The 23,609-nt window shown below is 49.9% G+C and carries 18 protein-coding genes; 11 read left to right on the top strand and 7 right to left on the bottom strand.

The window, feature by feature from the left end; all coding sequences use genetic code 11:
* Positions 1-13: 13 nt before the first annotated feature.
* The 10 genes from tkt (METBU_RS0115920) to METBU_RS0115970 all read left to right on the top strand — a co-directional run bounded on the left by tkt (METBU_RS0115920) (position 14) and on the right by METBU_RS0115970 (position 15,441).
* Positions 14-2,026: a transketolase gene (gene tkt, locus METBU_RS0115920; protein ID WP_017841573.1), complete on the top strand. Its 2,013-nt coding sequence runs from the start codon at positions 14-16 to the stop codon at positions 2,024-2,026.
* Between the two features lie 292 nt (positions 2,027-2,318).
* On the top strand, positions 2,319-3,542 hold the full coding sequence (locus METBU_RS0115925; RefSeq protein ID WP_208976563.1) for a hypothetical protein: 1,224 nt from the start codon (positions 2,319-2,321) through the stop codon (positions 3,540-3,542).
* Positions 3,543-3,846: 304 nt separating this feature from the next.
* Positions 3,847-4,494, top strand: a complete 648-nt coding sequence (gene hxlA, locus METBU_RS0115930; protein WP_017841571.1) for a 3-hexulose-6-phosphate synthase — start codon at positions 3,847-3,849, stop codon at positions 4,492-4,494.
* A 3-nt stretch (positions 4,495-4,497) separates the two neighbouring features.
* Positions 4,498-5,031, top strand: a complete 534-nt coding sequence (gene hxlB, locus METBU_RS0115935; RefSeq protein ID WP_017841572.1) for a 6-phospho-3-hexuloisomerase — start codon at positions 4,498-4,500, stop codon at positions 5,029-5,031.
* 171 nt (positions 5,032-5,202) lie between these two features.
* Entirely contained in the window at positions 5,203-7,215 is a 2,013-nt protein-coding gene (gene tkt, locus METBU_RS0115940; RefSeq protein WP_017841573.1) for a transketolase, read from the top strand.
* Positions 7,216-7,318: 103 nt separating this feature from the next.
* Complete coding sequence (locus METBU_RS0115945; RefSeq protein WP_026130265.1) at positions 7,319-7,990, top strand: hypothetical protein; 672 nt, start codon at positions 7,319-7,321, stop codon at positions 7,988-7,990.
* 731 nt (positions 7,991-8,721) lie between these two features.
* Positions 8,722-9,708 carry a transaldolase gene (locus tag METBU_RS0115955; protein WP_017841577.1) on the top strand — a complete coding sequence of 329 codons (987 nt, stop codon included), beginning with the start codon at positions 8,722-8,724 and terminating at the stop codon, positions 9,706-9,708.
* 129 nt (positions 9,709-9,837) lie between these two features.
* A complete protein-coding gene (fbaA, locus tag METBU_RS0115960) occupies positions 9,838-10,917 on the top strand; it encodes a class II fructose-bisphosphate aldolase (RefSeq protein ID WP_017841578.1) in 1,080 nt (359 codons plus the stop codon).
* Positions 10,918-11,043: 126 nt separating this feature from the next.
* The gene (locus tag METBU_RS0115965; RefSeq protein WP_017841579.1) at positions 11,044-12,780 is read left to right on the top strand and encodes an FAD-dependent oxidoreductase; all 1,737 of its coding nucleotides are present in this window, start codon (positions 11,044-11,046) and stop codon (positions 12,778-12,780) included.
* 171 nt (positions 12,781-12,951) lie between these two features.
* The gene (locus METBU_RS0115970) at positions 12,952-15,441 is read left to right on the top strand and encodes a heavy metal translocating P-type ATPase (protein ID WP_017841580.1); all 2,490 of its coding nucleotides are present in this window, start codon (positions 12,952-12,954) and stop codon (positions 15,439-15,441) included.
* 58 nt (positions 15,442-15,499) lie between these two features.
* Here METBU_RS0115970 and METBU_RS0115975 read toward each other — a convergent pair whose 3' ends face one another.
* Positions 15,500-15,775, bottom strand: a complete 276-nt coding sequence (locus tag METBU_RS0115975; protein ID WP_017841581.1) for a cupin domain-containing protein — start codon at positions 15,773-15,775, stop codon at positions 15,500-15,502.
* A 501-nt stretch (positions 15,776-16,276) separates the two neighbouring features.
* Between METBU_RS0115975 and METBU_RS0115980 the strand changes: the two genes are divergently transcribed.
* A complete protein-coding gene (locus METBU_RS0115980; RefSeq protein ID WP_017841582.1) occupies positions 16,277-16,840 on the top strand; it encodes a DUF2780 domain-containing protein in 564 nt (187 codons plus the stop codon).
* 357 nt (positions 16,841-17,197) lie between these two features.
* On the opposite strand, the gene METBU_RS0115985 is transcribed toward METBU_RS0115980, so the two are convergent.
* The 6 genes from METBU_RS0115985 to METBU_RS0116010 form a co-directional block, all read right to left on the bottom strand.
* Positions 17,198-17,407, bottom strand: a complete 210-nt coding sequence (locus METBU_RS0115985; RefSeq protein WP_017841583.1) for a (2Fe-2S)-binding protein — start codon at positions 17,405-17,407, stop codon at positions 17,198-17,200.
* Positions 17,408-17,473: 66 nt separating this feature from the next.
* The gene (locus tag METBU_RS0115990; protein WP_017841584.1) at positions 17,474-18,862 is read right to left on the bottom strand and encodes a high affinity choline transporter 1; all 1,389 of its coding nucleotides are present in this window, start codon (positions 18,860-18,862) and stop codon (positions 17,474-17,476) included.
* Between the two features lie 830 nt (positions 18,863-19,692).
* Positions 19,693-20,307: a PqiC family protein gene (locus tag METBU_RS0115995; protein ID WP_017841585.1), complete on the bottom strand. Its 615-nt coding sequence runs from the start codon at positions 20,305-20,307 to the stop codon at positions 19,693-19,695.
* 13 nt (positions 20,308-20,320) lie between these two features.
* On the bottom strand, positions 20,321-21,322 hold the full coding sequence (locus tag METBU_RS0116000; RefSeq protein ID WP_017841586.1) for an MlaD family protein: 1,002 nt from the start codon (positions 21,320-21,322) through the stop codon (positions 20,321-20,323).
* Positions 21,323-21,340: 18 nt separating this feature from the next.
* Positions 21,341-22,108 carry an ABC transporter ATP-binding protein gene (locus METBU_RS0116005; protein WP_017841587.1) on the bottom strand — a complete coding sequence of 256 codons (768 nt, stop codon included), beginning with the start codon at positions 22,106-22,108 and terminating at the stop codon, positions 21,341-21,343.
* A gap of 19 nt (positions 22,109-22,127) precedes the next feature.
* Positions 22,128-23,291: an MlaE family ABC transporter permease gene (locus tag METBU_RS0116010; RefSeq protein WP_014150231.1), complete on the bottom strand. Its 1,164-nt coding sequence runs from the start codon at positions 23,289-23,291 to the stop codon at positions 22,128-22,130.
* Positions 23,292-23,609: the final 318 nt, after the last annotated feature.

Here is a 23,609-nt window from a genome sequence, read left to right on the forward strand (position 1 = left end):
AAAGGAGAAGAATATGCCTTCGCGCCGAGACTTAGCGAACGCCATACGCGCTTTGAGCATGGATGCCGTCCAAAAAGCCAACTCCGGACACCCGGGCGCACCGATGGGGATGGCGGATATCGCCGAGGTGTTGTGGAACGACTTCCTGCAGCATAACCCGACTAACCCGAGCTGGGCGAATCGAGACCGCTTTGTACTGTCCAACGGACACGGCTCGATGCTGCTGTACTCGTTACTGCATCTGACAGGCTACGGCCTGCCGATCGACGAACTGAAACAATTCCGTCAACTGCATTCGAAAACCCCGGGTCATCCGGAATACGGCTATGCGCCGGGCGTCGAAACGACGACCGGACCGTTAGGTCAAGGCATCACCAATGCCGTGGGTTTCGCGATAGCCGAACGCGCGCTGGCGGGCCAATTCAACCGCCCCGGCCACGAAATCGTCGACCACTACACCTACGCCTTCCTGGGCGACGGCTGCTTAATGGAAGGCATCTCGCATGAAGCTTGCTCATTGGCAGGCTCGATGAAACTGGGCAAACTGATTGCCGTCTACGACGACAACAACATCTCGATCGACGGCGAAGTCCGCGGTCACGGCGACACGCCGGGCTGGTTCCTGGACGACACGCCGAAACGCTTCGAAGCCTATGGCTGGCACGTCATCCCGAAAGTAGACGGCCATAACCCTGAAGCCGTCAAAAAAGCCTTGGAAGAAGCGCGCAGCGTGACCGACCGGCCGACTTTGATCTGTTGCCAAACCATCATTGGCTGGGGCTCGCCGAACAAAGAAGGCAAAGAAGAATGTCACGGAGCGGCATTAGGCGAAGCCGAAATCGAGGCGACCCGCGAACGCATCGGCTGGCCGCATGCGCCATTCGAAATCCCTGCCGACATCTATGCGGGCTGGGACGCGAAACACAAAGGCGCGCGTCAAGAAGCGGAGTGGAACGACAAATTCGCGAAATACCAAGCAGCGCATCCGGAACTGGCGGCCGAATTCGAACGTCGCATGAGCGGACAACTGCCGAGCGACTGGGCGGAAAAATCGAACGCCTTCATTGCCGCGGTCGACGCGAAAGGCGAAACCATCGCCAGCCGCAAAGCCTCGCAAAACACCCTGAACGGATTCGGACCGTTACTGCCCGAACTGATGGGCGGCTCGGCGGACTTGGCGGGCTCGAACCTGACCCTGTGGTCGGGCTGCAAAGACGTCAATGCACCGGGACACGACGGCAACTACGTCTACTACGGCGTCCGTGAATTCGGCATGTCGGCGATCATGAACGGCATCACCCTGCATGGCGGCTTCAAACCGTACGGCGCGACCTTCCTGATGTTCTCCGAATATGCGCGTAACGCATTGCGGATGGCGGCGTTGATGAAAATCCCGACCATCTTCGTATACACGCACGACTCGATCGGCTTAGGCGAAGACGGACCGACCCACCAACCGGTTGAACAAACCGCGACCTTGCGGATGATTCCGAACATGCAAGTGTGGCGTCCGTGCGATGCCGTGGAATCTGCGGTGTCGTGGAAAGCGGCGATCGAACGAAACGACGGTCCGAGCTGCCTGATCTTCTCACGGCAAAACCTAGCGCACATCGCGCGGACGTCGGCACAAATCGAAGCGATCGGTAAAGGCGGCTACATCCTGAAAGACAGTGAAGGTCAGCCGGACGTAATCCTGATCGCAACGGGATCGGAAGTCGAATTAGCGGTGAAAGCGGCGGACGAGCTGAGCGGCAAAGGTAAAAAAGTTCGAGTCGTATCGATGCCGTCGACCAACGTATTCGATGCACAAGACGAAGCCTACCGTGAGTCGGTATTGCCGAAAGCCGTCACGAAGCGCGTGGTCGTTGAAGCGGGCGTGACCGACAGTTGGTGGAAATACGCAGGCTCAAACGGCTGCGTAATCGGACTGGATCGTTTTGGCGAATCGGCCCCGGCCGGCGCGCTGTTCAAAGAGTTCGGCTTCACCGTTGACAATGTCGTCAAACACGTCGAAGCTCTGCTTTGATTCATCTTTAGCTAGTACCAGCAGAGTCTGGATAACAAAATGGTTTGCGGCGCCATGAGGTTATTTAACCTCTCGGTAGCCGCGAACCGATTAGGCTTCGTCGGCGGGTTTTGCTGAACAGCTTCTTAAAAACAACGTATTGATGTGGTGTCCACAGATGAAAAATAATAATTGGCTGAATAGTTTATTAGGGATACTGCCGACCTTTTCTTCCGACGACTCGGTCGAGCTGAGTAGCGATGTTGTAGTGTCTGTCAGAAATTCCGAAGGCCCGACAGGAGTAGAGCGATATTTGAATAAAATCACTCCGGAAAAAACGGTTTCCGTAACGGGAGTTGCAAGATATCTTGAAAAATACGCTGTAAAACCGGAAGCTGATAAACCTCAAGAAATTGTTGTCGAGAAATTAGAGCCAGAGTCATTGCCGGAAGAAATCGAATCGGGAGTATCTCGATATTTAACGAAAATGAATGAGCGTGCCAAGGTTGAGCCGGCAGTTACCGGCGTGGCTAAGTACCAAATGAGGCACGAGATATTGGATAAACCCCGGGAAATTGTAACTGGGGTAGCCAAATACCTGACTAAACAAGGGTTTGAAGAAAAAAAAGTGCCGGTTAGAACCGGCGTCGAAAAATATGTTACTAAGCAAGATCTTTTGGAAAATGCCGAGGTACCGGCAACAGGAGTAGCCAAATATTTATTGCGTCAGCAAATTGAAGCGACTCATTTGCCGCAAACGACCAAAGTTTCTAAATATATGACGCAGCAAGAACAAGCTGCTCGTCAAATACCGGCACAGACTGGTGTAACAAAATACCTCACCAAACAAATAGAGTTAGCAAAAAAATCCGCTCAGTTAACCGGTGTTGAGAAGTTCATTGATGAACAGGAAAAAGCCGAACAAAAATTGGCGGCGGAAAAAATTGTCGCTAGATATATTGAAGAAGAAGCCCGAATAGCGGCGGAAAAAAAAGCAGCTGTAGCTACTGCGATCGAAACGGCAGAGGAGTCGATTGAAAGTAAATTAGCGGCTATCAACGAAATGGACGGAACTTTAGTCGATAAATATGTTGCTAGACGGACTATTTTAAATAGCCTTCAACCGCCGGTTACCGGCGTGGCAAAATATACGGCTAAAAAATTAGCCAGAGAACATGGCGAGCCGGTTAAAACCGGCGTTGCCAGATATCTAGTAAAACAATATTTGGCTTCGTTGAATGCGCCGAAAGTAACCAAGGTTGAAAAATATATAACAAAAAGAGAATTGTTAGCATTGAGAGCGCCGGCGACGACCGGTGTAGATAAATATCTGGCTAAATCTTTGTTATCTCGTAAAGAAACATTAAAAGTTTCCGGTGTGTCCAAGTATTTGAAAAAACACACATTGACTGATAATAAGGTGCGTAACATTACCGGTGTTGCAAGATATATGATCAAGCAAATCGTAGCGCCAACCGCCGCAGAGCCTGTTATCGAGCTGACCGGCGTCGAAAAATATTTAAGGAATGCCGGTTGATAGTTCCGAAAATAAATTGATTTCAAGCGATATACGGGTAGTCGGGTTAGCTCGATAGAGGCTAGCCCGACCCTCGAGGCCGAATAATCGGCTAAACTTCATCTCTAGCCGCAAGCCTAAGCTTGCAAACCCTAACAGCGTAAATGGAATTAGCTCATTCCAAGCATTTAAGCGCTGCTTCTCGCTTTTTCGAACCAAAGTCTCTAAAAGGTATTGGGCATTGACATTTCAGCCCTTTCTACTTTACAGTTACCTCCGCATAACGAATATGTAACAAAAAATAATAACCTATCGGAGAAGAAACATGGCAAGACCATTAATACAAATGGCGTTGGACTCATTGGATTTCGAACAAACCGTTGCGCTTGCCGAGCAAGTAGCACCGTATGTAGATATTTTTGAGATTGGCACCCCATGCATCAAATACAACGGGGTTGGCTTAGTGAAAGAACTGAGACAACGTTTCCCGGACCAACTGTTGTTGGTTGATCTGAAAACGATGGATGCCGGCGAATACGAAGCGGCGCCGTTCTACGCAGCGGGCGCGGACATCTGCACCGTGTTGGGCGTATCGGGTCTGGCCACTATCGGTGGTGTAATCAAAGCGGCACGCGCGCACAATGCGGAAGTTCAAGTTGACCTGATCAACGTGCCTGACAAAGTTGAATGCGCACGCGAATCAGCGAAACTGGGCGCACAAATCGTCGGTGTACACACGGGCTTGGACGCACAAGCAGCGGGCCAAACGCCATTTGCCGATTTACAAGCGATTGCCGACCTAGGCCTGAACGTACGCGTATCGGTAGCCGGCGGTATCAAACAAGCGACCGTACAACAAGTGGTTGCCAGCGGCGCGAGCATCATCGTGGTCGGTGCGGCGATTTATGGCGCGCCATCCCCGGCAGAAGCAGCCCGTGAAATCCGTCAACTGGTTGATGCAGCGAGTGCATAAGTCATGCATCAGCAACTGATCATTGACAAAATATCCGGTATTCTAGCGGCGACCGACGACAGCTATGATCAAAAACTGACCGACCTACTCGACCAAGCGAAACGCGTGTTCGTATCGGGAGCGGGTCGGTCGGGCTTGATCGGTCGGTTTTTTGCGATGCGCTTAATGCATAGCGGCTACGATGTCAGCGTGGTTGGCGAAATCGTCACGCCGAGCATCAAGGCAGGCGACCTGTTAATCATCATCTCAGGCTCGGGCGAAACCGAACAATTGATCGCGTTCACCAAGAAAGCGAAAGAGATCGGCGCCAAAATCCTGTTGATCTCGGCGAAAAGCGATTCGACCATTGGTGATATGGCTGATGCAGTGTTCCAAGTTGGGACATCGGAGCTGTATGGCAAAGTGAAAGGCATGCCGATGGGCACCGTGTTCGAACTATCGACGCTGTTTTTCCTGGAAGCGATCATCTCACATATCATTCATGAGAAAGGCATTCCGGAAGAAGAAATGAGATCGCGGCACGCGAACCTGGAATGAGCCGAAGCGGAGCGATCCGCGCTGGAACAAACCGAAAGCCGAACCGAACGAGTGGCGACCCTGTCACTCGTTCCAACCGAATTCCAACACAACAAAAGAAGTGACCGAGCCGCAAGGCTTTACCAAAACGAGTCACCGTTGTAACTTACCGAATTGACAAAGGAGAAGAATATGCCTTCGCGCCGAGACTTAGCGAACGCCATACGCGCTTTGAGCATGGATGCCGTCCAAAAAGCCAACTCCGGACACCCGGGCGCACCGATGGGGATGGCGGATATCGCCGAGGTGTTGTGGAACGACTTCCTGCAGCATAACCCGACTAACCCGAGCTGGGCGAATCGAGACCGCTTTGTACTGTCCAACGGACACGGCTCGATGCTGCTGTACTCGTTACTGCATCTGACAGGCTACGGCCTGCCGATCGACGAACTGAAACAATTCCGTCAACTGCATTCGAAAACCCCGGGTCATCCGGAATACGGCTATGCGCCGGGCGTCGAAACGACGACCGGACCGTTAGGTCAAGGCATCACCAATGCCGTGGGTTTCGCGATAGCCGAACGCGCGCTGGCGGGCCAATTCAACCGCCCCGGCCACGAAATCGTCGACCACTACACCTACGCCTTCCTGGGCGACGGCTGCTTAATGGAAGGCATCTCGCATGAAGCTTGCTCATTGGCAGGCTCGATGAAACTGGGCAAACTGATTGCCGTCTACGACGACAACAACATCTCGATCGACGGCGAAGTCCGCGGTCACGGCGACACGCCGGGCTGGTTCCTGGACGACACGCCGAAACGCTTCGAAGCCTATGGCTGGCACGTCATCCCGAAAGTAGACGGCCATAACCCTGAAGCCGTCAAAAAAGCCTTGGAAGAAGCGCGCAGCGTGACCGACCGGCCGACTTTGATCTGTTGCCAAACCATCATTGGCTGGGGCTCGCCGAACAAAGAAGGCAAAGAAGAATGTCACGGAGCGGCATTAGGCGAAGCCGAAATCGAGGCGACCCGCGAACGCATCGGCTGGCCGCATGCGCCATTCGAAATCCCTGCCGACATCTATGCGGGCTGGGACGCGAAACACAAAGGCGCGCGTCAAGAAGCGGAGTGGAACGACAAATTCGCGAAATACCAAGCAGCGCATCCGGAACTGGCGGCCGAATTCGAACGTCGCATGAGCGGACAACTGCCGAGCGACTGGGCGGAAAAATCGAACGCCTTCATTGCCGCGGTCGACGCGAAAGGCGAAACCATCGCCAGCCGCAAAGCCTCGCAAAACACCCTGAACGGATTCGGACCGTTACTGCCCGAACTGATGGGCGGCTCGGCGGACTTGGCGGGCTCGAACCTGACCCTGTGGTCGGGCTGCAAAGACGTCAATGCACCGGGACACGACGGCAACTACGTCTACTACGGCGTCCGTGAATTCGGCATGTCGGCGATCATGAACGGCATCACCCTGCATGGCGGCTTCAAACCGTACGGCGCGACCTTCCTGATGTTCTCCGAATATGCGCGTAACGCATTGCGGATGGCGGCGTTGATGAAAATCCCGACCATCTTCGTATACACGCACGACTCGATCGGCTTAGGCGAAGACGGACCGACCCACCAACCGGTTGAACAAACCGCGACCTTGCGGATGATTCCGAACATGCAAGTGTGGCGTCCGTGCGATGCCGTGGAATCTGCGGTGTCGTGGAAAGCGGCGATCGAACGAAACGACGGTCCGAGCTGCCTGATCTTCTCACGGCAAAACCTAGCGCACATCGCGCGGACGTCGGCACAAATCGAAGCGATCGGTAAAGGCGGCTACATCCTGAAAGACAGTGAAGGTCAGCCGGACGTAATCCTGATCGCAACGGGATCGGAAGTCGAATTAGCGGTGAAAGCGGCGGACGAGCTGAGCGGCAAAGGTAAAAAAGTTCGAGTCGTATCGATGCCGTCGACCAACGTATTCGATGCACAAGACGAAGCCTACCGTGAGTCGGTATTGCCGAAAGCCGTCACGAAGCGCGTGGTCGTTGAAGCGGGCGTGACCGACAGTTGGTGGAAATACGCAGGCTCAAACGGCTGCGTAATCGGACTGGATCGTTTTGGCGAATCGGCCCCGGCCGGCGCGCTGTTCAAAGAGTTCGGCTTCACCGTTGACAATGTCGTCAAACACGTCGAAGCTCTGCTTTGATAATTAACTTTAACAATTAACATTACACAGAGCGAAAAGTCATTCGGAAATGCGTTAGTGACCGGATGGCTTTTCAGCTTCCTACAGCAGAAAGGGGAACAACGTGAAAGTGAATACTATTACCATGGGTGCTTTGGCATCCTTGCTACTATCTAGTCCGATAGTTGGCGCTGAAGATAAATATCCGGCAGCAGACTTTAAACCGAAGGTTCAATATCAGGATTCCGACTATATCGCCAATACAGCGAAAGAGCCGGCCAAGGCTGAAGTCGCTGCCAAACCGACAGAGCCCGACTCCCGTTATCCAGCGACCAATTTCGAGCCAAAAGTCGTTTATCAAGATAGCGAGTATAAGCATACAACGCCAAAAGTGGCGACTCCAAGTGCGAACACAAGCTCGTCTTCTACGAGTTCAAGTGCTGAAGTCGCGAGCGCCGAATCGGCAACTCAAGAAGCGAAATCGGATAACACTCTAGTGATACTAGTCGCCGTATTGGCTGCTGTCGGTTTTCTAGTATTTAGAAGAAGTTCGGGTGTTGCCAAGTCCGGTGCGAGTGCTTCGGCTTATTATCAAGACAACAGCGGAACGACCGGCGTTGCAAGATATCTCAACAAGCTTGAAGGCTCTGCAGTGACTGGCGTCGCTAAATATTTGGAAAAACAAGCGGCATCGGTGCAAGAAAAAGTTGCGACCACAGGGGTCGACAAATATTTGGAAAAGAAAGAATTGGAATCGGAAACCGGCGTGTCAAAATATCTTCGTACTAAAGGCTAAAATCGAAGAGAACTAAAGGATAAAGAGCAAACAATCGAGATTTGTAGCCGGAAATGACTTCTAATTGATCGAATATACGTCTAATTGCTATGAGATTTGGGGCGTGCTTGGAGGGGGATGTCGTCAAGCACCGATGGATGGTTTCACAACGGTCCTCAACAGGCACTCCCCATTTCCCTTAAGAAGTCGCTCGATTTTTCAGTATGAAAAGAGTAGCGGTAGGCTCAAGATGGGCTCTTTTATCGACGAGGACGAGATAAATACCGGGCATTAAAAATCGTTATATTGAATGCCGGTTTGCTCAATAACGAAATATACTCATCGTAGATCAAAATTCGGCACCGGGGCCCGTCAAAGGACGCCGTGAATACGTCCATGTAGGCAAAGCCTTTGCCAGGCACCCCGGTGCCTACTTAGGCACTGCCGAAATTTGAAGTACGAAAGGTATATATTGGGCGAACCAATTTGATAAATCGGCTGCCTTTTTTAATCACGATGATCCGATATAGGAATTTGCTGATTAAATACTATCGAATAATAAAAACATAAAAGGCACGCTCGGTCATCGACTGGCTTCGGGACCAAATCCAAAATTAAATTCGAGCGTTTCATATATCGACGTTGAATTAGTATTTCACTTTTCGGCATGAGTCGCGGATCAATCCAGCCGTGGCCGCAATTATTTCCGGGAAGTCAAAAGATTTATATAACAGCAAATAAAGGTGCACAAAATGGCAAAAAATTTACTTGAACAACTTCGGGAAATGACCGTCGTTGTCGCAGATACCGGCGATCTTCAGGCAATCGAAACATTCAAGCCCAGAGATGCAACAACCAATCCATCGTTAATTACAGCAGCGGCTCAAATGCCTCAGTACCAAGATATCGTCGACGATACCTTGAAAGGTGCAAGAGCCACATTAGGTCAAAGCGCTTCGTCAGCGGAAGTCGTTTCTCTGGCATTTGACCGCTTGGCGGTTTCATTCGGTTTGAAAATTCTGGACATCATTCCCGGACGAGTTTCGACCGAAGTCGACGCCAGACTGTCATACGATACCGAAGCAACGATTGCTAAAGGCCGAGAATTAATCGCTCAGTACGAAGAGAAAGGCGTTTCTAAAGATCGAATTCTGATCAAAATCGCATCGACATGGGAAGGCATTAAAGCAGCGGAAGTTCTCGAAAAAGAAGGCATTCATTGTAATCTGACTTTATTATTCGGATTGCATCAAGCGATTGCTTGCGCCGAAGCGGGCATTACACTGATTTCTCCATTCGTCGGACGTATTCTGGACTGGTATAAAAAAGACACCGGACGCGATTCTTACGAACCGGCAGAAGATCCGGGCGTCATTTCGGTCACTGATGTTTACAACTACTACAAAAAATTCGGTTATAAAACTGAAGTTATGGGCGCAAGTTTCCGTAACATTGGCGAGATTACCGAATTAGCCGGTTGTGATTTATTGACTATCTCGCCTTCGCTGCTAGGAGAATTGCAATCTACCGAAGGCGATTTGCCACGTAAACTCGACCCTGCCAAAGCTGCTGGACAAGCGATTGAGAAAATCACTGTCGATAAAGCAACTTTCGATCGCATGCATGCAGATAACAGAATGGCGACGGAAAAATTATCCGAAGGTATCGATGGTTTCACTAAAGCGCTCGAAACCTTGGAAACACTGTTGGCTGAGCGTTTGGCGTCCTTAGAGGGATAAGATACGTTTCGGCATGGCGGCACAAGGGATGGGCCGCATGAAATGATAAAATTTTATCCGTAAATACATTTTCCCGTTTTTGTGCAGTTGTCGCGAAAACGGGTTTGTTTTTTGATATAGGAACCAAAAATGGCACAAAAAATTTTAGATATTGTTAAACCAGGTGTCGTAACCGGTGAAGATGTACAAAAAGTCTTTGCGTTTTGTAAAGAACATAAGTTTGCACTTCCAGCTGTAAACGTCATCAGTACCGATACGATCAATGCAGTACTCGAAGGTGCGGCTAAAGCAAAATCAGCCGTTATCATTCAGTTTTCAAACGGCGGCGCTGCTTTTTTTGCCGGCAAAGGCGTCAGTTTAGAAGGTCAAATGCCTTCAATTTTGGGAGCGATCTCAGGCGCGCAGCACGTTCATCTTATGGCTGAGCATTACGGTGTACCGGTTATTTTACATACCGATCATGCCGCGAAAAAATTATTACCCTGGATCGATGGCTTATTAGATGCCGGGGAAAAGCATTTCGAAAAAACCGGAAAACCGTTATTCAGTTCTCATATGCTGGATCTTTCAGAAGAAAGTCTGGAAGAGAACATTGAAATTTGCGGTAAATATCTAGAGCGTATGTCCAAAATGGATATGACTCTTGAAATTGAACTGGGTTGCACGGGCGGCGAAGAAGACGGCGTAGATAATACCGGTATGGATCATTCTATGCTCTATACGCAGCCGGAAGATGTTGCCTATGCTTATGAGCATTTAAGCAAAATTAGCCACCGTTTTACGATCGCGGCATCTTTCGGTAATGTGCACGGTGTTTACAAACCCGGCAATGTTAAGCTAACTCCGACCATTTTGCTGAATTCGCAAAAATTCGTTTCCGAGAAATATGACTTACCGGAAAACAGCTTGACCTTCGTATTTCATGGCGGTTCAGGTTCCACTCCTGAAGAAATCAAGGAATCGATCAGCTACGGCGTCGTTAAAATGAATATCGACACCGATACTCAATGGGCAACCTGGGCTGGCGTCATGGAATTCTATAAGAAAAACGAAGGTTATTTGCAAGGCCAAATCGGTAACCCTGACGGCGACGACAAGCCGAATAAAAAATATTATGATCCACGCGTTTGGCAACGTGCCGGCCAAGTCGGCATGGTGACCCGCCTGCAGCAGGCTTTCCAAGACTTAAACGCAACTAATACGTTGTAATAACAGCGTCCTTGAAAAGCCGATAATGACATTATCGGCTTTTTATTTGCCTGAAAAAGTCTCAAAGCCCGGATTATTGTCGGCTTAACATGGGCGTAAGCAATGGTGTGGGAATCTTAATTGACAATGAAAAAAAGAATATTAATTATCGGCGGCGTCGCAGGTGGCGCAAGCTGCGCTGCTCGGCTTCGTCGACTGTGCGAACATTGTGAAATCGTCATTTTCGAAATGGGTTCCTATGTCAGCTTTGCCAATTGCGGATTACCTTATTTTATTGGCGACGTGATTGTCGACGAACAAAAATTGCTCGTAGCAACACCGGAGTTATTCGAAAAGAGATTCAATATTCGTGTTTGTACCGATACCGAAGTGCTTGCGATCGATAGAACGAATAAAAGCATAGAAGTGTGTGATTTAAAAACCGGGAGGATGCGAAATGAATCGTACGATGCCTTAGTGCTTTCGACCGGGTCGGAAGCCGTATGGCCAGATATCGACGGTATCGATTTACCCGGTATATACGTATTAAGAACGATTCCGGATAGCCGAAAAATACGCGGTAATTTAGCGAATATGAAAAGCGCAGTGGTTTTGGGGGCCGGGTTTTTAGGCTTAGAGTTAGCCGAGAATCTAAAAAAACGGGGCTTAAAGGTAACCGTGTTGCAATCGACCGATCAAGTCATGCCGGCGTTAGATAAGGAAATGGCTAGATTTGTCGCACAGTATTTGCAAAAAAACGATATTGATTTGCAGCTTAACTGCCAAGTTAAGCGGTTTGAGCTGAATATAGATCAGACGCTAACCGTGCATCGGCAAGACGGCGAATCGATTGTCAGCGATGCGGTCATGGTCTCCGTTGGCGTAAAACCCAGAACTCAATTAGCCCGTCAAGCCGGTTTGATCATCGGCGATTTAGGCGGAATCCGAGTCGATGAAACCATGCAAACCAGCGACTCACATATTTGGGCGGTCGGTGATGTAGTCGAAGTACGGAATGTCATAACCGGCGAATGGCAATTATTACCTTTGGCCGGTCCTGCGAACCGGCAAGGTCGATTAGCGGCTGCGGCAATATTAAGCAATGAAGATCAGCAAGAGCTTCCGTCGATCTACCGAGGCGTTCAAGGGACATCGGTGTGCGGGCTCTTCGATTTGACAATCGCCAGTACCGGCGTTAATGAAAAGACCTTACAGAAGATTGGTTATGAACATTATGAAAAGGTTTATCTGCACCCGGGTAATCATGTCGGCTATTACCCGGGAGCGAAGCCGATTCACATGAAATTGCTGTACGATACTAGCAACGGCAAAATTCTCGGCGCTCAAGCGCTCGGCGAGTCGGGTGTGGCGCGGCGTATCGATGTCATTTCGGCATTCATACAAATGGGCGGTAGCGTTTACGATTTAGAGGAAGCCGAATTGTGTTATGCCCCGCAATTCGGAGCGACCAAAGATCCGGTGAATTTAGCCGGCATGATCGCGGCCAATCAATTGCGCGGGATGCATCCGCTTGCAAAATGGGAAGAGTTACTCGAAACGCATGTACAAGTTACGGAAGATCAGGACGAAGCGGCGCAATTACTCGCGTTTATATTGGACGATCCTTTTACACAGGCTCAGCTTGTCGATGTGCGAACCGAAGCGGAATTTCTGCAGAAACATATTCCGAATGCGATAAACATTCCGTTGGATAATTTACGCGATCGGTTAAATGAATTATCCCGCGAGCGGGAAATTTGGGTCGTTTGCGGCGTTGGGCAAAGAGCTTACAATGCCACCCGGATTCTGCAGCAAAACGGATTTCGGGTTAGAAATTTATCGGGTGGTATGCAAACTTATGAGACTTATAATGGTGAAAGATGAAAGATGAAAGATGAAAGATGAAAGATGAAAGGTGAAAGGTCAATGGTGAAAGGTCAATGGTGAATGGTGAATGGTGAATGGTGAATGGGCATCTGGTTCCGGCTTTAAACCGTACTAAAAGAAGGGGCTTGTAATTTATTGATAAGCGGTTATGCTGAAGCGGATAGTTAAATGGCCGACGGAAACATAAAAATGGGCAATATGGATACGATACAACCGACCAAGCATTTTTCGATTGCACACCGCTTAAACAAACGGCTCCGCATCATCGTTCCGAGTTTACGAAAAGATCGAGAGCGTGCTTATATCTTGCAAATTCTATTGTTGAAACGCGAAGGCGTTGAATCGGTCAATATCACGCCGCAGATTGGGTCGTTAACAATATTTTACGATCCGGAAAAATTGCCGTTCGAAAATCTATTGCGTCTGCTAGATGCCGTAATCGCCAATATCGGCGTGCAACCGCGCGAAGTGCTGAAAAGCCTAAAGCGGGATAAAAATTATTCCGACAAACTTGCTCAAGACTATGTCATCGGTGTCGGCGATATGAGCTGCGCCTCCTGCGCATTATATTTGGAAATGGTCCTGCAACGGCAGCCCGATGTGCTTCACGCCAGTGTCAATTACATTTCCGAAACCGCGCGGATCAAAACTTACTTGCCGAAAGATAAATTATTCAAAATTATCGCGGACAATGGCTATCAGGGCTTTTCGATCGATTCCTTGGCCGAACGAAAATTATTATTCGATCTTGAGCGCAAGCATTTACATAAAGCCAAACGGCAAATACTGGCGCTGGGCAAATTGAGCGTGCCGGTATGGTTACTGAGTGCGATCGGCTCAAAATCGCGCACACTCTTATTGATACAAGCCGTTTTAGCCGGTGCAGCTATTATCGGCGGCGGCCGAGACATTTTCAAAAAAGCGTTTAATCAAGCCAAGCGCGGCGCTGCCGAGATGGATAGTTTGGTTGCGCTAGGTGTTGGCGCGGCTTATACCTACAGCATTCCGGCATTATTTCGTCCCTCCCGTCATGTCTATTTCGGTGCAGCGACCGCGATTATCGATTTTGTGACGGTAGGCCGTTATCTGGAAGAACTAGCAAAAAATCGGGCGGTTCAAGACATACGCAAATTGGTGAATCTACAGCCTCATCAAGCGACATTGCTCAAAGACGGCAAAGAATTAAAAATCATGGCCGAACAAATCGAGATCGGCAACATTCTTCTGATCAGGCCGGGCGAGCGCATTCCGGCAGACGGCGAAGTGATCAAAGGGTTATCCAGCGTCAACGAAGCAATGGTAACCGGCTCGGCGATGCCCGCGATCAAAGAGCCCGGCCATAGACTCTACGATGGCAGCATCAACGGCAGCGGCGTACTGCAAATGCGCGCCACCGCAACCGGCAAGGATACCTTCTTGTCGGGTTTGATTCATATGGTTGACCAGGCTCAGGCGTCGAAATTGAAAATCCAAAAAACCGTCGATAGCGTCGCATCGGTTTTCGTGCCGTCGGTGATCGTATTGTCGGGAGTCACCTTCGGAGGCTGGTTGTTGGCTGGTGAGCGGGTAGCGCATGCTTTGTCCAATGCGATTGCCGTATTGTTGATTTCATGTCCATGCGCGCTCGGTTTGGCAACACCGGCGGCAACGATGGTGGGAACCGGTCAGGCGGCCAGGCGCGGCATTTATATCAGGAATGGCGAAGTCCTAGAAACGGCGGCGTCCATCGATACCGTTTTATTCGACAAAACCGGGACGATCACTGAAGGTATTGCCGAAATAACCGACTTGTTCAATGTATCGGATTTCGACGACGAGCGTCTGTTGCAGCTTGCGGCGTCAGCGGAGTTCAATTCGGAACATTTTTTAGGTCAAGCGATTGTACGCTACGCTAAAGAGCGTGGCATGGAAATAGAAGAATCCTCGCAATTTCATAATGCGCCGGATCGGGGCATTCGCGCTCAAATCGGTGACCGCCAATTATTGCTTGGCAGCGATCTTTGGATGAAACAACACCAGATCGATCTAACACCGCTTAAAGCGACCTCAAAAAAACTGGCTCAGCAAGGCAAGACCTTGGTTTTTCTTGCAATCGATCGGCGCGCGGCGGCGTTGTTTGCCGCTACCGATACGATACGTTCGAACGCCCGTCAAGTTGTCGAGCAGTTGCATCAAGCCGGGATCGATACCTGGATGGTGACCGGCGATACCGAACTGGCGGCCCGGCATATTTCCGAGCAGGTAGGAATCGTTACCGTGTATTCCGAAGCGGATCCCGCTAAAAAATTAGCGCTGATTCGTCAATTACGCGAAAGCGGGCACAAAGTCGCGATGATCGGCGACGGCATTAACGATGCGCCGGCGCTCGCGGCCGCGAATGTCAGCCTGGTGATCGATAAAGGCACCGATATCGCCATAGAAGCAGCCGACTTGGTGCTGTTGGACGGCGATATCGGCAAAATCGCCGATGCCATCGAATTGAGCGAGAATACGCTAAGTATTATCAAACAAAATCTGATTTGGGCATTCGGTTATAACGCGATTGCAATACCGTTTGCAGTGGCCGGTAAGCTTAATCCGGCCATCGCCTCGGCAGCGATGGCTCTCAGCTCGGTGTCGGTCATCGTTAATTCGCTACGCCTGAACCGGAAAAAATGAGCCAATCACCCTGATTAATTTTGGGGCTTGCAAAATCGCAAGCCCGCTTCAAGCAGGTTTAATCGTAGCTGTAATGTTTGCGCAATGGTTTAACGACTTCCCAATCGCTGTTCAAACCTTCGGGGAAAACGACCAAGTCGCCGGGAAGAATGCGAACCGGCTCGCCGCCTTCAGGCGTAACAATGATCTCGCCTTCGAGAATATAGGCCGTTTCGGTTTCGTCGAAGTCGATCGAGAACTTGGAGACTTCTTTTTCCCAAATAGCCCAATCCGAGACGCCTAATTCTTCCAAACGGGCTTCGCTGGGTTGATGTTCAATCTTGATTTGTGTCATAAAAATCCTTGATAAGAAATAACGAGCGGCGATTTTAGCATTTTCCGTTAAAAAGGCACTGTTGTTATCGAGGAACTTTTTTTAAATAGGAATTCCTAATTGGAGTTATATCAACCGAAATAAAACATCATAGACTTAGGAATTAAATTTGGTTTTCGGTTCTTGTGCGTTTAACATGACTGTTAGAAAAATAGAGTCTTGCATAGGCATCGCTTAGGATTTGGTCGCAAATAACGTCCCTATTTTATGGAGGTTTCGGTAACTCGATTGACAGGTGTCGGCGGCAGGCAGCCGCCGTCAAGTCTACACGGATGTATTCACGGCACCCTGTCAAGCGAGTTACTGAAACCTCGACAAAGCTCATAGTTTCAGGACGTTATTTATCACGAAATCATTATTGTAAGATTTGTCATTCGGTCGCTATGAAGAACGAGGCCGAACATTTGTTGAGACATCGGTAGACTACCCCGAATGTCTCGACGCTATCGTTGAGAGGACATTATGATAAAAAAACATTACAAATATATCGCACCCTTATTCATTTCAATTCTGACAGCCGGTTGCGCCGGCACTTCGGATAGCGGGCAGAGTGTCATTGGTAAGGTCGACAGCGGTCTGGCGACGATTGGTCAGACTGCGCAAACGGGAAGGCAAACGATCGAGGCCGGAACAGCGATCGCCAGTAGCGTGCCCGCTACACAAACCGCTTTAACCGAAGCGCTAGTCGGTCAATTGGGCGTTACCCAGCAGCAAGCACTGGGTGGGGCCGGCGCAATATTTCAAGCCGCCAAAACGAATATGACGCAACAAGCATTCGCCGGCTTGTCGCAATCCGTTCCTGGTATGTCGGAAATGCTCGCTGCAGCGCCGCAGGTCGGTGGAGCTGCAATGCTGGGAGGTGCCGGTGGAACTATCGGTACCATGCAGTCGCTTTATTCGTCGTTCAGGCAACTGAATTTATCGCCGGGTATGGTTAATCAGTTTGTTCCCGTGGTTGTCGACTACGTCAGCACCACAAGCGGGCAAGCGACTTCGAATCTGCTACGTTCGGCTTTGATTCCTTAGGCGGATAAACCCAAAAAACGTTTAGGACGTAATTGCAACCCCGTCCTGTCAATGCAGCAATTCCCAGTTTGAGCAGTTTCGCCGATTTTAGGGTGTGGGGTATGCCTGTCGAGGAACGCCGTAAACCCATCCATGGGTGCTTGGCGGCAGCTCGAACGCCAAGGATGGCGTGTAGTAGGGCAATGCAGGGCAGAAAAATGCTCCTGCATTTTCTGCATTCATTACATCCATGTAACTCAGCAATTGCCGAGGAGCAAAAATCTGCCCTGCTGCCGACATCCTCGCCAAGCATACCCCACACCCTTTTTGATCTCCAAATTGGGAATTGCTGCTGTCAATGCCTCTGAAAAGCGGTTCTCAAACGAGCGGTTCTTTAAAGCTTACTGTGTTTAACAAAGCCATCAGTGTAGATTCGCAAGAACCGCAACCAGAGCAAGCGCCGGTAATTCTCGACAGCCTTTCAGGGTCCGTAATGCCTTCATCGATGAGCCGGCGAATTTGCCGGTCGGTTGTGCCGCTACAGGCGCAGAGTACGTCATTATTGTTGTCGGGTCTTACTTGATTCATGAATGTTGTGTCGCGTTTATCAATTTGGGTTTTGCCTATGATTTCCGAATCGAGACGATATCGAAATCATAAACGGGAAATTTTATGACGTTTCAGTTCAAAAAGCGCAATCGCCGAATAAACCGCAATTGCACCGCCGAGTGCGATGAGATAAGGTGTTTTCAAATCGAATGCATAGTGTCCGGCAGTCCAAATGACGGTTCCGGCTAAAAGTGACCCGGCAGCGCTGTAAGCACCGCCGAAGCGCGTGAATAAGCCGAACACGACTACGGTTACGATCCCAGCGCTGCCGAATGCCGAAGCTTGCTCGACTAGGCTGTGAACGCGGTCGGTTTGCAAGGCAAGCCAGTAAGCGACCATGCCGCCGACTAGTACAGTCAGTCTTGCAATCCGAACTTTTCGGCTTTCGTCGATCGTACCAAGCAACGGCACGATTAGGTTATGCGACAGGAGCGCCGAGGCAGCCATGAGTGCGCTATCGACGGTGGACAAAATCGCCGAAATCAACGCACCGGCAAAAATGACATATAAAAACGTTGGTAAATAATTCTGCGCCAATTGCGGCAAGATTTGTTCGGGCTGTGCCAGGCCGGGTAACAAGCGATAACCGAGTAAGCCGATCAAGACCGGGATCAAGCCGACCGAAAGATACAATAGACCGCCGGCCAAACAAGCTTGACGTGCGATTTGCGGCGAACGGCAAGCCAGTACCCGAGATACCAGTTCTTGTGCGATTACCGATCCGCCGATTGGAATCATCCAGTGTTCCATAATATCCAGCCAGTTTTCATTCTCGGCGGTTTTGAATAAAACCAAACGCTCCGGTTCTATCGAGTCAATCGAAGGCTGCCAGCCTCCTCCGGCGGTCAACACAATCGCCAATAAAATCGAAAGACCTATGATCAGAGCGACACCTTGCACCGCATCAGTGATGACATCAGCCATCAAACCGCCGTACATCGTATAGACAATCACGACCAGCGCCGCGCAGGCGATCGTCAGCTCGACTTCGAAGCCGGACGTAGCCGATAACACCTGTCCGAATGCCCGAATTTGAGCGGCGGCCCACATGATCGTACCGGGCACCATCATCAATACCGCAAGTTTTTCAACCCGCGGCGAATAGCGTTGCCTAAACAAATCAGCCAAGGTGGTCAATTGCCGGCGCCACAATGGAATCGAAAACACTAAGCCCATCAAAACCAGACAGAGCGAATAACCGAAAGGATCGAGCGTCGCGCCGGACAGGCCTTCCTCATAAACAGCACCAGCCGCGCCGATACAGGTTTCGGCGCCGAACCAAGTCGCGAACACGCTCAGTGTCGCAAGACCTACGCCGAGACTGCGTCCGGCCAATAAATAATCGTCTTCCGTATTGATTTTTTTCGAAACGAAAACGCCGATTAAAAGCTGTGCCGATATATAAACCAGAATGCCGGTTAGGACTGTGTTCATGTTCGCAAAGAGGTAACGGTAGTGCCGAAAAAAAACCAAGTGAAAAATCTGCGGGATATTATACCTTTCGCATTTCAAATTTCGGCGATGCTTAAGGAGGCAGCAATTCGAAGTTTGAGAGTAAAAAGGCTGTGGAGCATGTTTGGCTAGGATATCGGCGGTACGCCATCCTTTGCGTTCGAGCCGACTTAAAGCCTAGGGGCGTATTTACCCAGCACCTAATTTTATATGTAATCAATCATGGGCTATGGCATTTAGGTGTTGAGTTTACGGTGTCCTGACAGCATCCGCTCCATTCCGAACTCTTTATTCGGGTTGGTACCCATAAGCGCCGACTTAGTGCCTATTCTATGGTGCGTTTATGGTTATCGGTATGGGTTGTCGATATCCATGTTGCATGGATGCTAAGGAACGAGCATGAAATAACTTAGACAACTGTTGGAAGGGGGGCGGTGGCTCGATTGACAGGTGTTGGCGGCAGGGCAGATTTTTGCACCTGCAAAATCTGCATTCATGCCATCCATGGCAATCAGATTCCGCCGTCAGGCCTACATGCACGTATTCACGGCGTCCTGTCAAGCGAGTTACCGAACCGCCACAAAGTCTACTACTTGTAAAAGTTATTTTGTGCATATTACTAAGTTACACATTGCCATCCGTGGCCCTGGATTCCGCCAATCCCTGGCGGAATGACGCGTTCCTTTCTTTAAGTTGGCGTTTATGGGGGGGTACCTGGCCTTCATGAGCCTTAGGATAATAGCTCCAGGACGTTATTTATCCGAAATTCTAAGCCGCCAACGCAGGGCTTTGAAACGCATCGATTGATTTCGCTAACTTCCCATATCTTGAAGTACTTGTTGAAGCGATGCGGACAAGTCGCGGCTCATTCGATTCAGGCATTCATTGAGTGCTGCCACGATGGTCGAATAATCATCGGTCGATCCCGGAGTACGATAAGTTATTTGACGGTTTTGTATGACATCTTGACCGCGACTGATGAACCATTGCGCCGTTAAACCGGCTTGTCCATGCCGATCGACATGAAACTCCAAAATAGTCAATGAGACGCGTAGCTTAGCCTGTCTGGCTAAGTTTGAAGATCTAGCATCTACGACCTCGGCAGGGACGAGCATTGAAAGATTTTGCGTCAGTACGCGGCTTATATTGGTATCGAGCGATTCGGCCCAACGGTTGAATTCGTTCAAACGATAGGTATTTCCACCGGTTCCGACGACAATTTGCGGCCTATCGATATAACGAGGAATGCGCACCCGACCAAGTGCGATAACAGGCTTTGCTCTCGTTTCGATAGCACTGCTTTCTTTTTCATTGATCGGTTCGAGTAGATAAAATTGAGAAGGCGGAGTTGTCCCGCCCATGCATCCCGTTAAGGATAAGAATAAACAGGTCAAGACGGGCAAACAAAAAGGCCGGATTGCATTCATAATTCAACATTCTCTAGTTATGTTTGCCGGAAATTAACGATTCCGGATGCCGTTCCAAATAATCGGCCAGTATTTTGATCGATCGCGATGCATCGTTAACCGACTCGAGCGTTTCGATTAAAGCCGATTCCGGGCCAAAGGTATCGCCGACCATGGATACCGAGTCCTGTGCCTTATTCAAGGCTGCGGTCGCGGCAGTCAAGGCGTTGTTAGCGGAAGCCAAAATAGGTTTGATATCCTGAACCATCGACCTGGAATCTTGGACCAATAAATTCGTATTATCGATAGCCGTATGCGTAGATTTGAGCATCGGCTCAAGGTTGCGATTGAGCGTACCGACCGCCTTTTCCATTCCCTCCATAGCATGAGCGAGAGAAACTTGGGATTGCTTGAGTTCATCGGATGCCAGCAGGTCTTTCATTTCTCTTAAATTGTCGGCAAAGTCGGTGACGATTTGTTCCAGCGGCAATGCGCGTAATTGATTGAGGAATTCTTCCGCCGAATGCAGGATTTCGTCGCTGGTTGTTAGGATGCCCGGAAACTCCGGAATCCCTTTATATTCCAGCTTAGCAAACACGGGAGGCTTATTAGTGTGCTTATCTACATCGACATAAAGAAGGCCGGTCAATAAGCTTTGTGTTTCCAGACGAGCGCGAAATCCGGCCTTAACCAATCTGTCCCGAAGGGCCAGGCGTTCTTCGTCTGTAATGGCTCTACCACTCGAGCCTATCACCCTACTGCGATCGATCGCCACCACGACGGGTTTATAAATCTTGATCGAGGTTTTATCGAATTGTAATGCGATATCGGTAACTTCGCCGATCTGCACGCCCTGCATTTTCACCGGGGCTCCAATATTTAAGCCATTGAGCGAAGAGTCGAAGAACACCACGAAGTAAACTTTGTCCGATTTAAAAAACTGGCCGCCGCCAAACATAAACAAGGCTACGATAACCAGTGCGACCGCTCCGACCGTAAAACTACCTATCGCCAATGGGTTTATCGGTTTACTCATAAGACTGCTAGCTCCTTATTAACGCGTTGTCTCGACATTGCCCTCGCCTCGAGTCAAGAATTGAATGATTTTGGAATCTTTGGATTCGTCCAGCAAGCGTTTGGGTGAACCGGTTGCCAGCATGGTTTTGGTTTCGGGGTCGAGAAACACCGCGTTCGTGCCAATGGCAAAGATACTGGCCAGTTCGTGCGTAACAACGACAATCGTCGTGCCTAATGCATCGCTTAAATTAATGATCAGATCGTCCAAAAGCCTTGCGCTGACAGGGTCGAGCCCGGCCGATGGCTCATCGAAAAACAGTATTTCCGGGTCGAGTGCCATCGCTCTGGCCAGTCCTGCCCGTTTTTGCATGCCGCCGCTGATTTCAGAAGGATAATAGTCTTCGAAACCTGCAAGGCCTACCAAGGCGAGTTTGTAAGAAACGATATCGGCGATTTCCGTGCGGCTGAAATCGGTAAATTCGCCGAGCGGCAAGGCAATATTTTCGGCCAAAGTAAGCGAGCTGAATAAGGCGCCGCTTTGATACAGCACGCCTATGCGCCGCAAGATTCGAATGCGTTCCGCATCGCTTGCGCGCCAAAAATTTTGCCGATCGTAAATGATATCGCCCTGTGCCGGTCGCAGAAGGCCGATTAAGTGTTTGAGCAGCGTGCTTTTGCCGCAACCGCTGCCGCCCATAATTACGAAAACATCGCCGCGGTTAATCGTGAAATTCAAATCGCGCTGAATTACGAAATCGCCGTAAGCCATCGTCAAATCCTTTACCGTGATATGAGGCGTGTTCATGATGACTTCCGAGATGTTTTCAAATGCCCAGCCGATTGCAGATCAAGGTGATGATCGAGTCGGCCACGACGATATAGACGATGCTGTTGACGACCGCGGCCGTCGCGGCATCGCCGACCGCCGAGGCGCTGCGTCCGCATTGCATGCCTCGCATGCAGCCGGCCGTGCCGATCAGTACAGCAAATACCAAACTTTTGAATAAACCTATGCTAAAGTCGGTGAGATCGACGGCCTTGCTGAGTTGATTAAAATATTGGGTCAAGGATACATCGAAGGCGTTGGTAGTGACGATGGCTCCGCCGAGTATGCCCATAAAGTCGGCATAGATACACAACAGCGGCAACATTAAGATTAACGCCAACATTCTCGGCAACACTAGAAACTCCATCGGCGATATGCCCATGGTCTTGAGCGCGTCTATTTCGCTGTTGACATTCATCGTACCCAACTGCGCGGCATAGGCTGCTCCCGTGCGGCCGGACATAATGACCGCCGTCATTAACGCGCCCATTTCGCGTACCGTTCCCAAGCCAACCAGATCGGCAATGAAAATTTGCGCGCCGAACATCGCCAGTTGCACCGCGCCGACGAAAGCCAGAATCAGGCCGACCAATAAACTGATCAGCGTAACGATCGCCAAGGCTCCGGGGCCCGCCTCTTGTATGCACAAAAATAAATCGACGGCACGAAACCGTGCTTTGCCTCGCATTAGCGAAATCCCGGCCTGCACCGTTTCGCCGATAAATATAACGAGCCCTTTGGCGTCGGCCAGTCCGCTTAAAACCATCTTGCCAATTTTAGCCAAGGCCGGTGTTTGTTGTGCCGAACGGCGATCGCCGGCTCGTTCCGGAACGGCTCGAGCCAGATTGAGTAGGCCTTGAACGCCATCCGGCAGGCCCGATAAATCGGGTTGGATGCGCTTGGTTTGGCAATAGTCCACGATTTCGAGCAGATACGTCGGCAAGCGGCTGTCCCAAAGGTCGAGATCGCCGGCTTGCAGCGTTAATCGCGCAAAGGGTGTGGCGGTTGCAAGTTGTGCCAATACTTGTTCGACAGGTTTTATATTAGCGCCTTGAGTCCAGTTGCCGGCCAAGTGAATTGACCAGGTATCCGCATCGATTTGCTCAAGCTTGATATCGCCCGAGATATTTTTTATATCCGGCATGCCGGTAGTCGCTTTCATCAAAAATTTATCCACAAATTTTTTGGCCGAAAAAATATAAGGACTTCATGGCAAATATACCCATCGTAGATCAAAATTCGGCACCGAGGTGTTCGTCAAAGGACGCCGTGAATACGTCCATGTAGGCTCTATGCTGGCAAAGCCTTTGCCGAACACCCAGGCGCCTCCTTAAGTAATAACGAAATTTGAAGTGCGAATGTTATAACTCCCGGAAGTTATTTATCGCGAAATCCTAAATATTCCTGCCATAGTAAAGCAAATCGGAATGTTACTGTGAAAGTTCGTAGATATAGACCCTTTATCTAATTTTTCGATATA

Origin of the sequence: Methylotuvimicrobium buryatense 5G, from assembly GCF_000341735.1 — a bacterium.
GTDB lineage: Bacteria > Pseudomonadota > Gammaproteobacteria > Methylococcales > Methylomonadaceae > Methylotuvimicrobium > Methylotuvimicrobium buryatense.

Excerpts from the sequence above, each read along its gene's own strand:
- tkt (WP_017841573.1), top strand. The coding sequence starts at position 14 with ATGCCTTCGCGCCGAGACTTAGCGAACGCCATACGCGCTTTGAGCATG.
- hxlA (WP_017841571.1), top strand. The coding sequence starts at position 3,847 with ATGGCAAGACCATTAATACAAATGGCGTTGGACTCATTGGATTTCGAA.
- hxlB (WP_017841572.1), top strand. The coding sequence starts at position 4,498 with ATGCATCAGCAACTGATCATTGACAAAATATCCGGTATTCTAGCGGCG.
- tkt (WP_017841573.1), top strand. The coding sequence starts at position 5,203 with ATGCCTTCGCGCCGAGACTTAGCGAACGCCATACGCGCTTTGAGCATG.
- METBU_RS0115955 (WP_017841577.1), top strand. The coding sequence starts at position 8,722 with ATGGCAAAAAATTTACTTGAACAACTTCGGGAAATGACCGTCGTTGTC.
- fbaA (WP_017841578.1), top strand. The coding sequence starts at position 9,838 with ATGGCACAAAAAATTTTAGATATTGTTAAACCAGGTGTCGTAACCGGT.
- METBU_RS0115965 (WP_017841579.1), top strand. The coding sequence starts at position 11,044 with ATGAAAAAAAGAATATTAATTATCGGCGGCGTCGCAGGTGGCGCAAGC.
- METBU_RS0115970 (WP_017841580.1), top strand. The coding sequence starts at position 12,952 with ATGGCCGACGGAAACATAAAAATGGGCAATATGGATACGATACAACCG.
- METBU_RS0115975 (WP_017841581.1), bottom strand. The coding sequence starts at position 15,775 with ATGACACAAATCAAGATTGAACATCAACCCAGCGAAGCCCGTTTGGAA.
- METBU_RS0115980 (WP_017841582.1), top strand. The coding sequence starts at position 16,277 with ATGATAAAAAAACATTACAAATATATCGCACCCTTATTCATTTCAATT.
- METBU_RS0115985 (WP_017841583.1), bottom strand. The coding sequence starts at position 17,407 with ATGAATCAAGTAAGACCCGACAACAATAATGACGTACTCTGCGCCTGT.
- METBU_RS0115990 (WP_017841584.1), bottom strand. The coding sequence starts at position 18,862 with ATGAACACAGTCCTAACCGGCATTCTGGTTTATATATCGGCACAGCTT.
- METBU_RS0115995 (WP_017841585.1), bottom strand. The coding sequence starts at position 20,307 with ATGAATGCAATCCGGCCTTTTTGTTTGCCCGTCTTGACCTGTTTATTC.
- METBU_RS0116000 (WP_017841586.1), bottom strand. The coding sequence starts at position 21,322 with ATGAGTAAACCGATAAACCCATTGGCGATAGGTAGTTTTACGGTCGGA.
- METBU_RS0116005 (WP_017841587.1), bottom strand. The coding sequence starts at position 22,108 with ATGAACACGCCTCATATCACGGTAAAGGATTTGACGATGGCTTACGGC.
- METBU_RS0116010 (WP_014150231.1), bottom strand. The coding sequence starts at position 23,291 with ATGAAAGCGACTACCGGCATGCCGGATATAAAAAATATCTCGGGCGAT.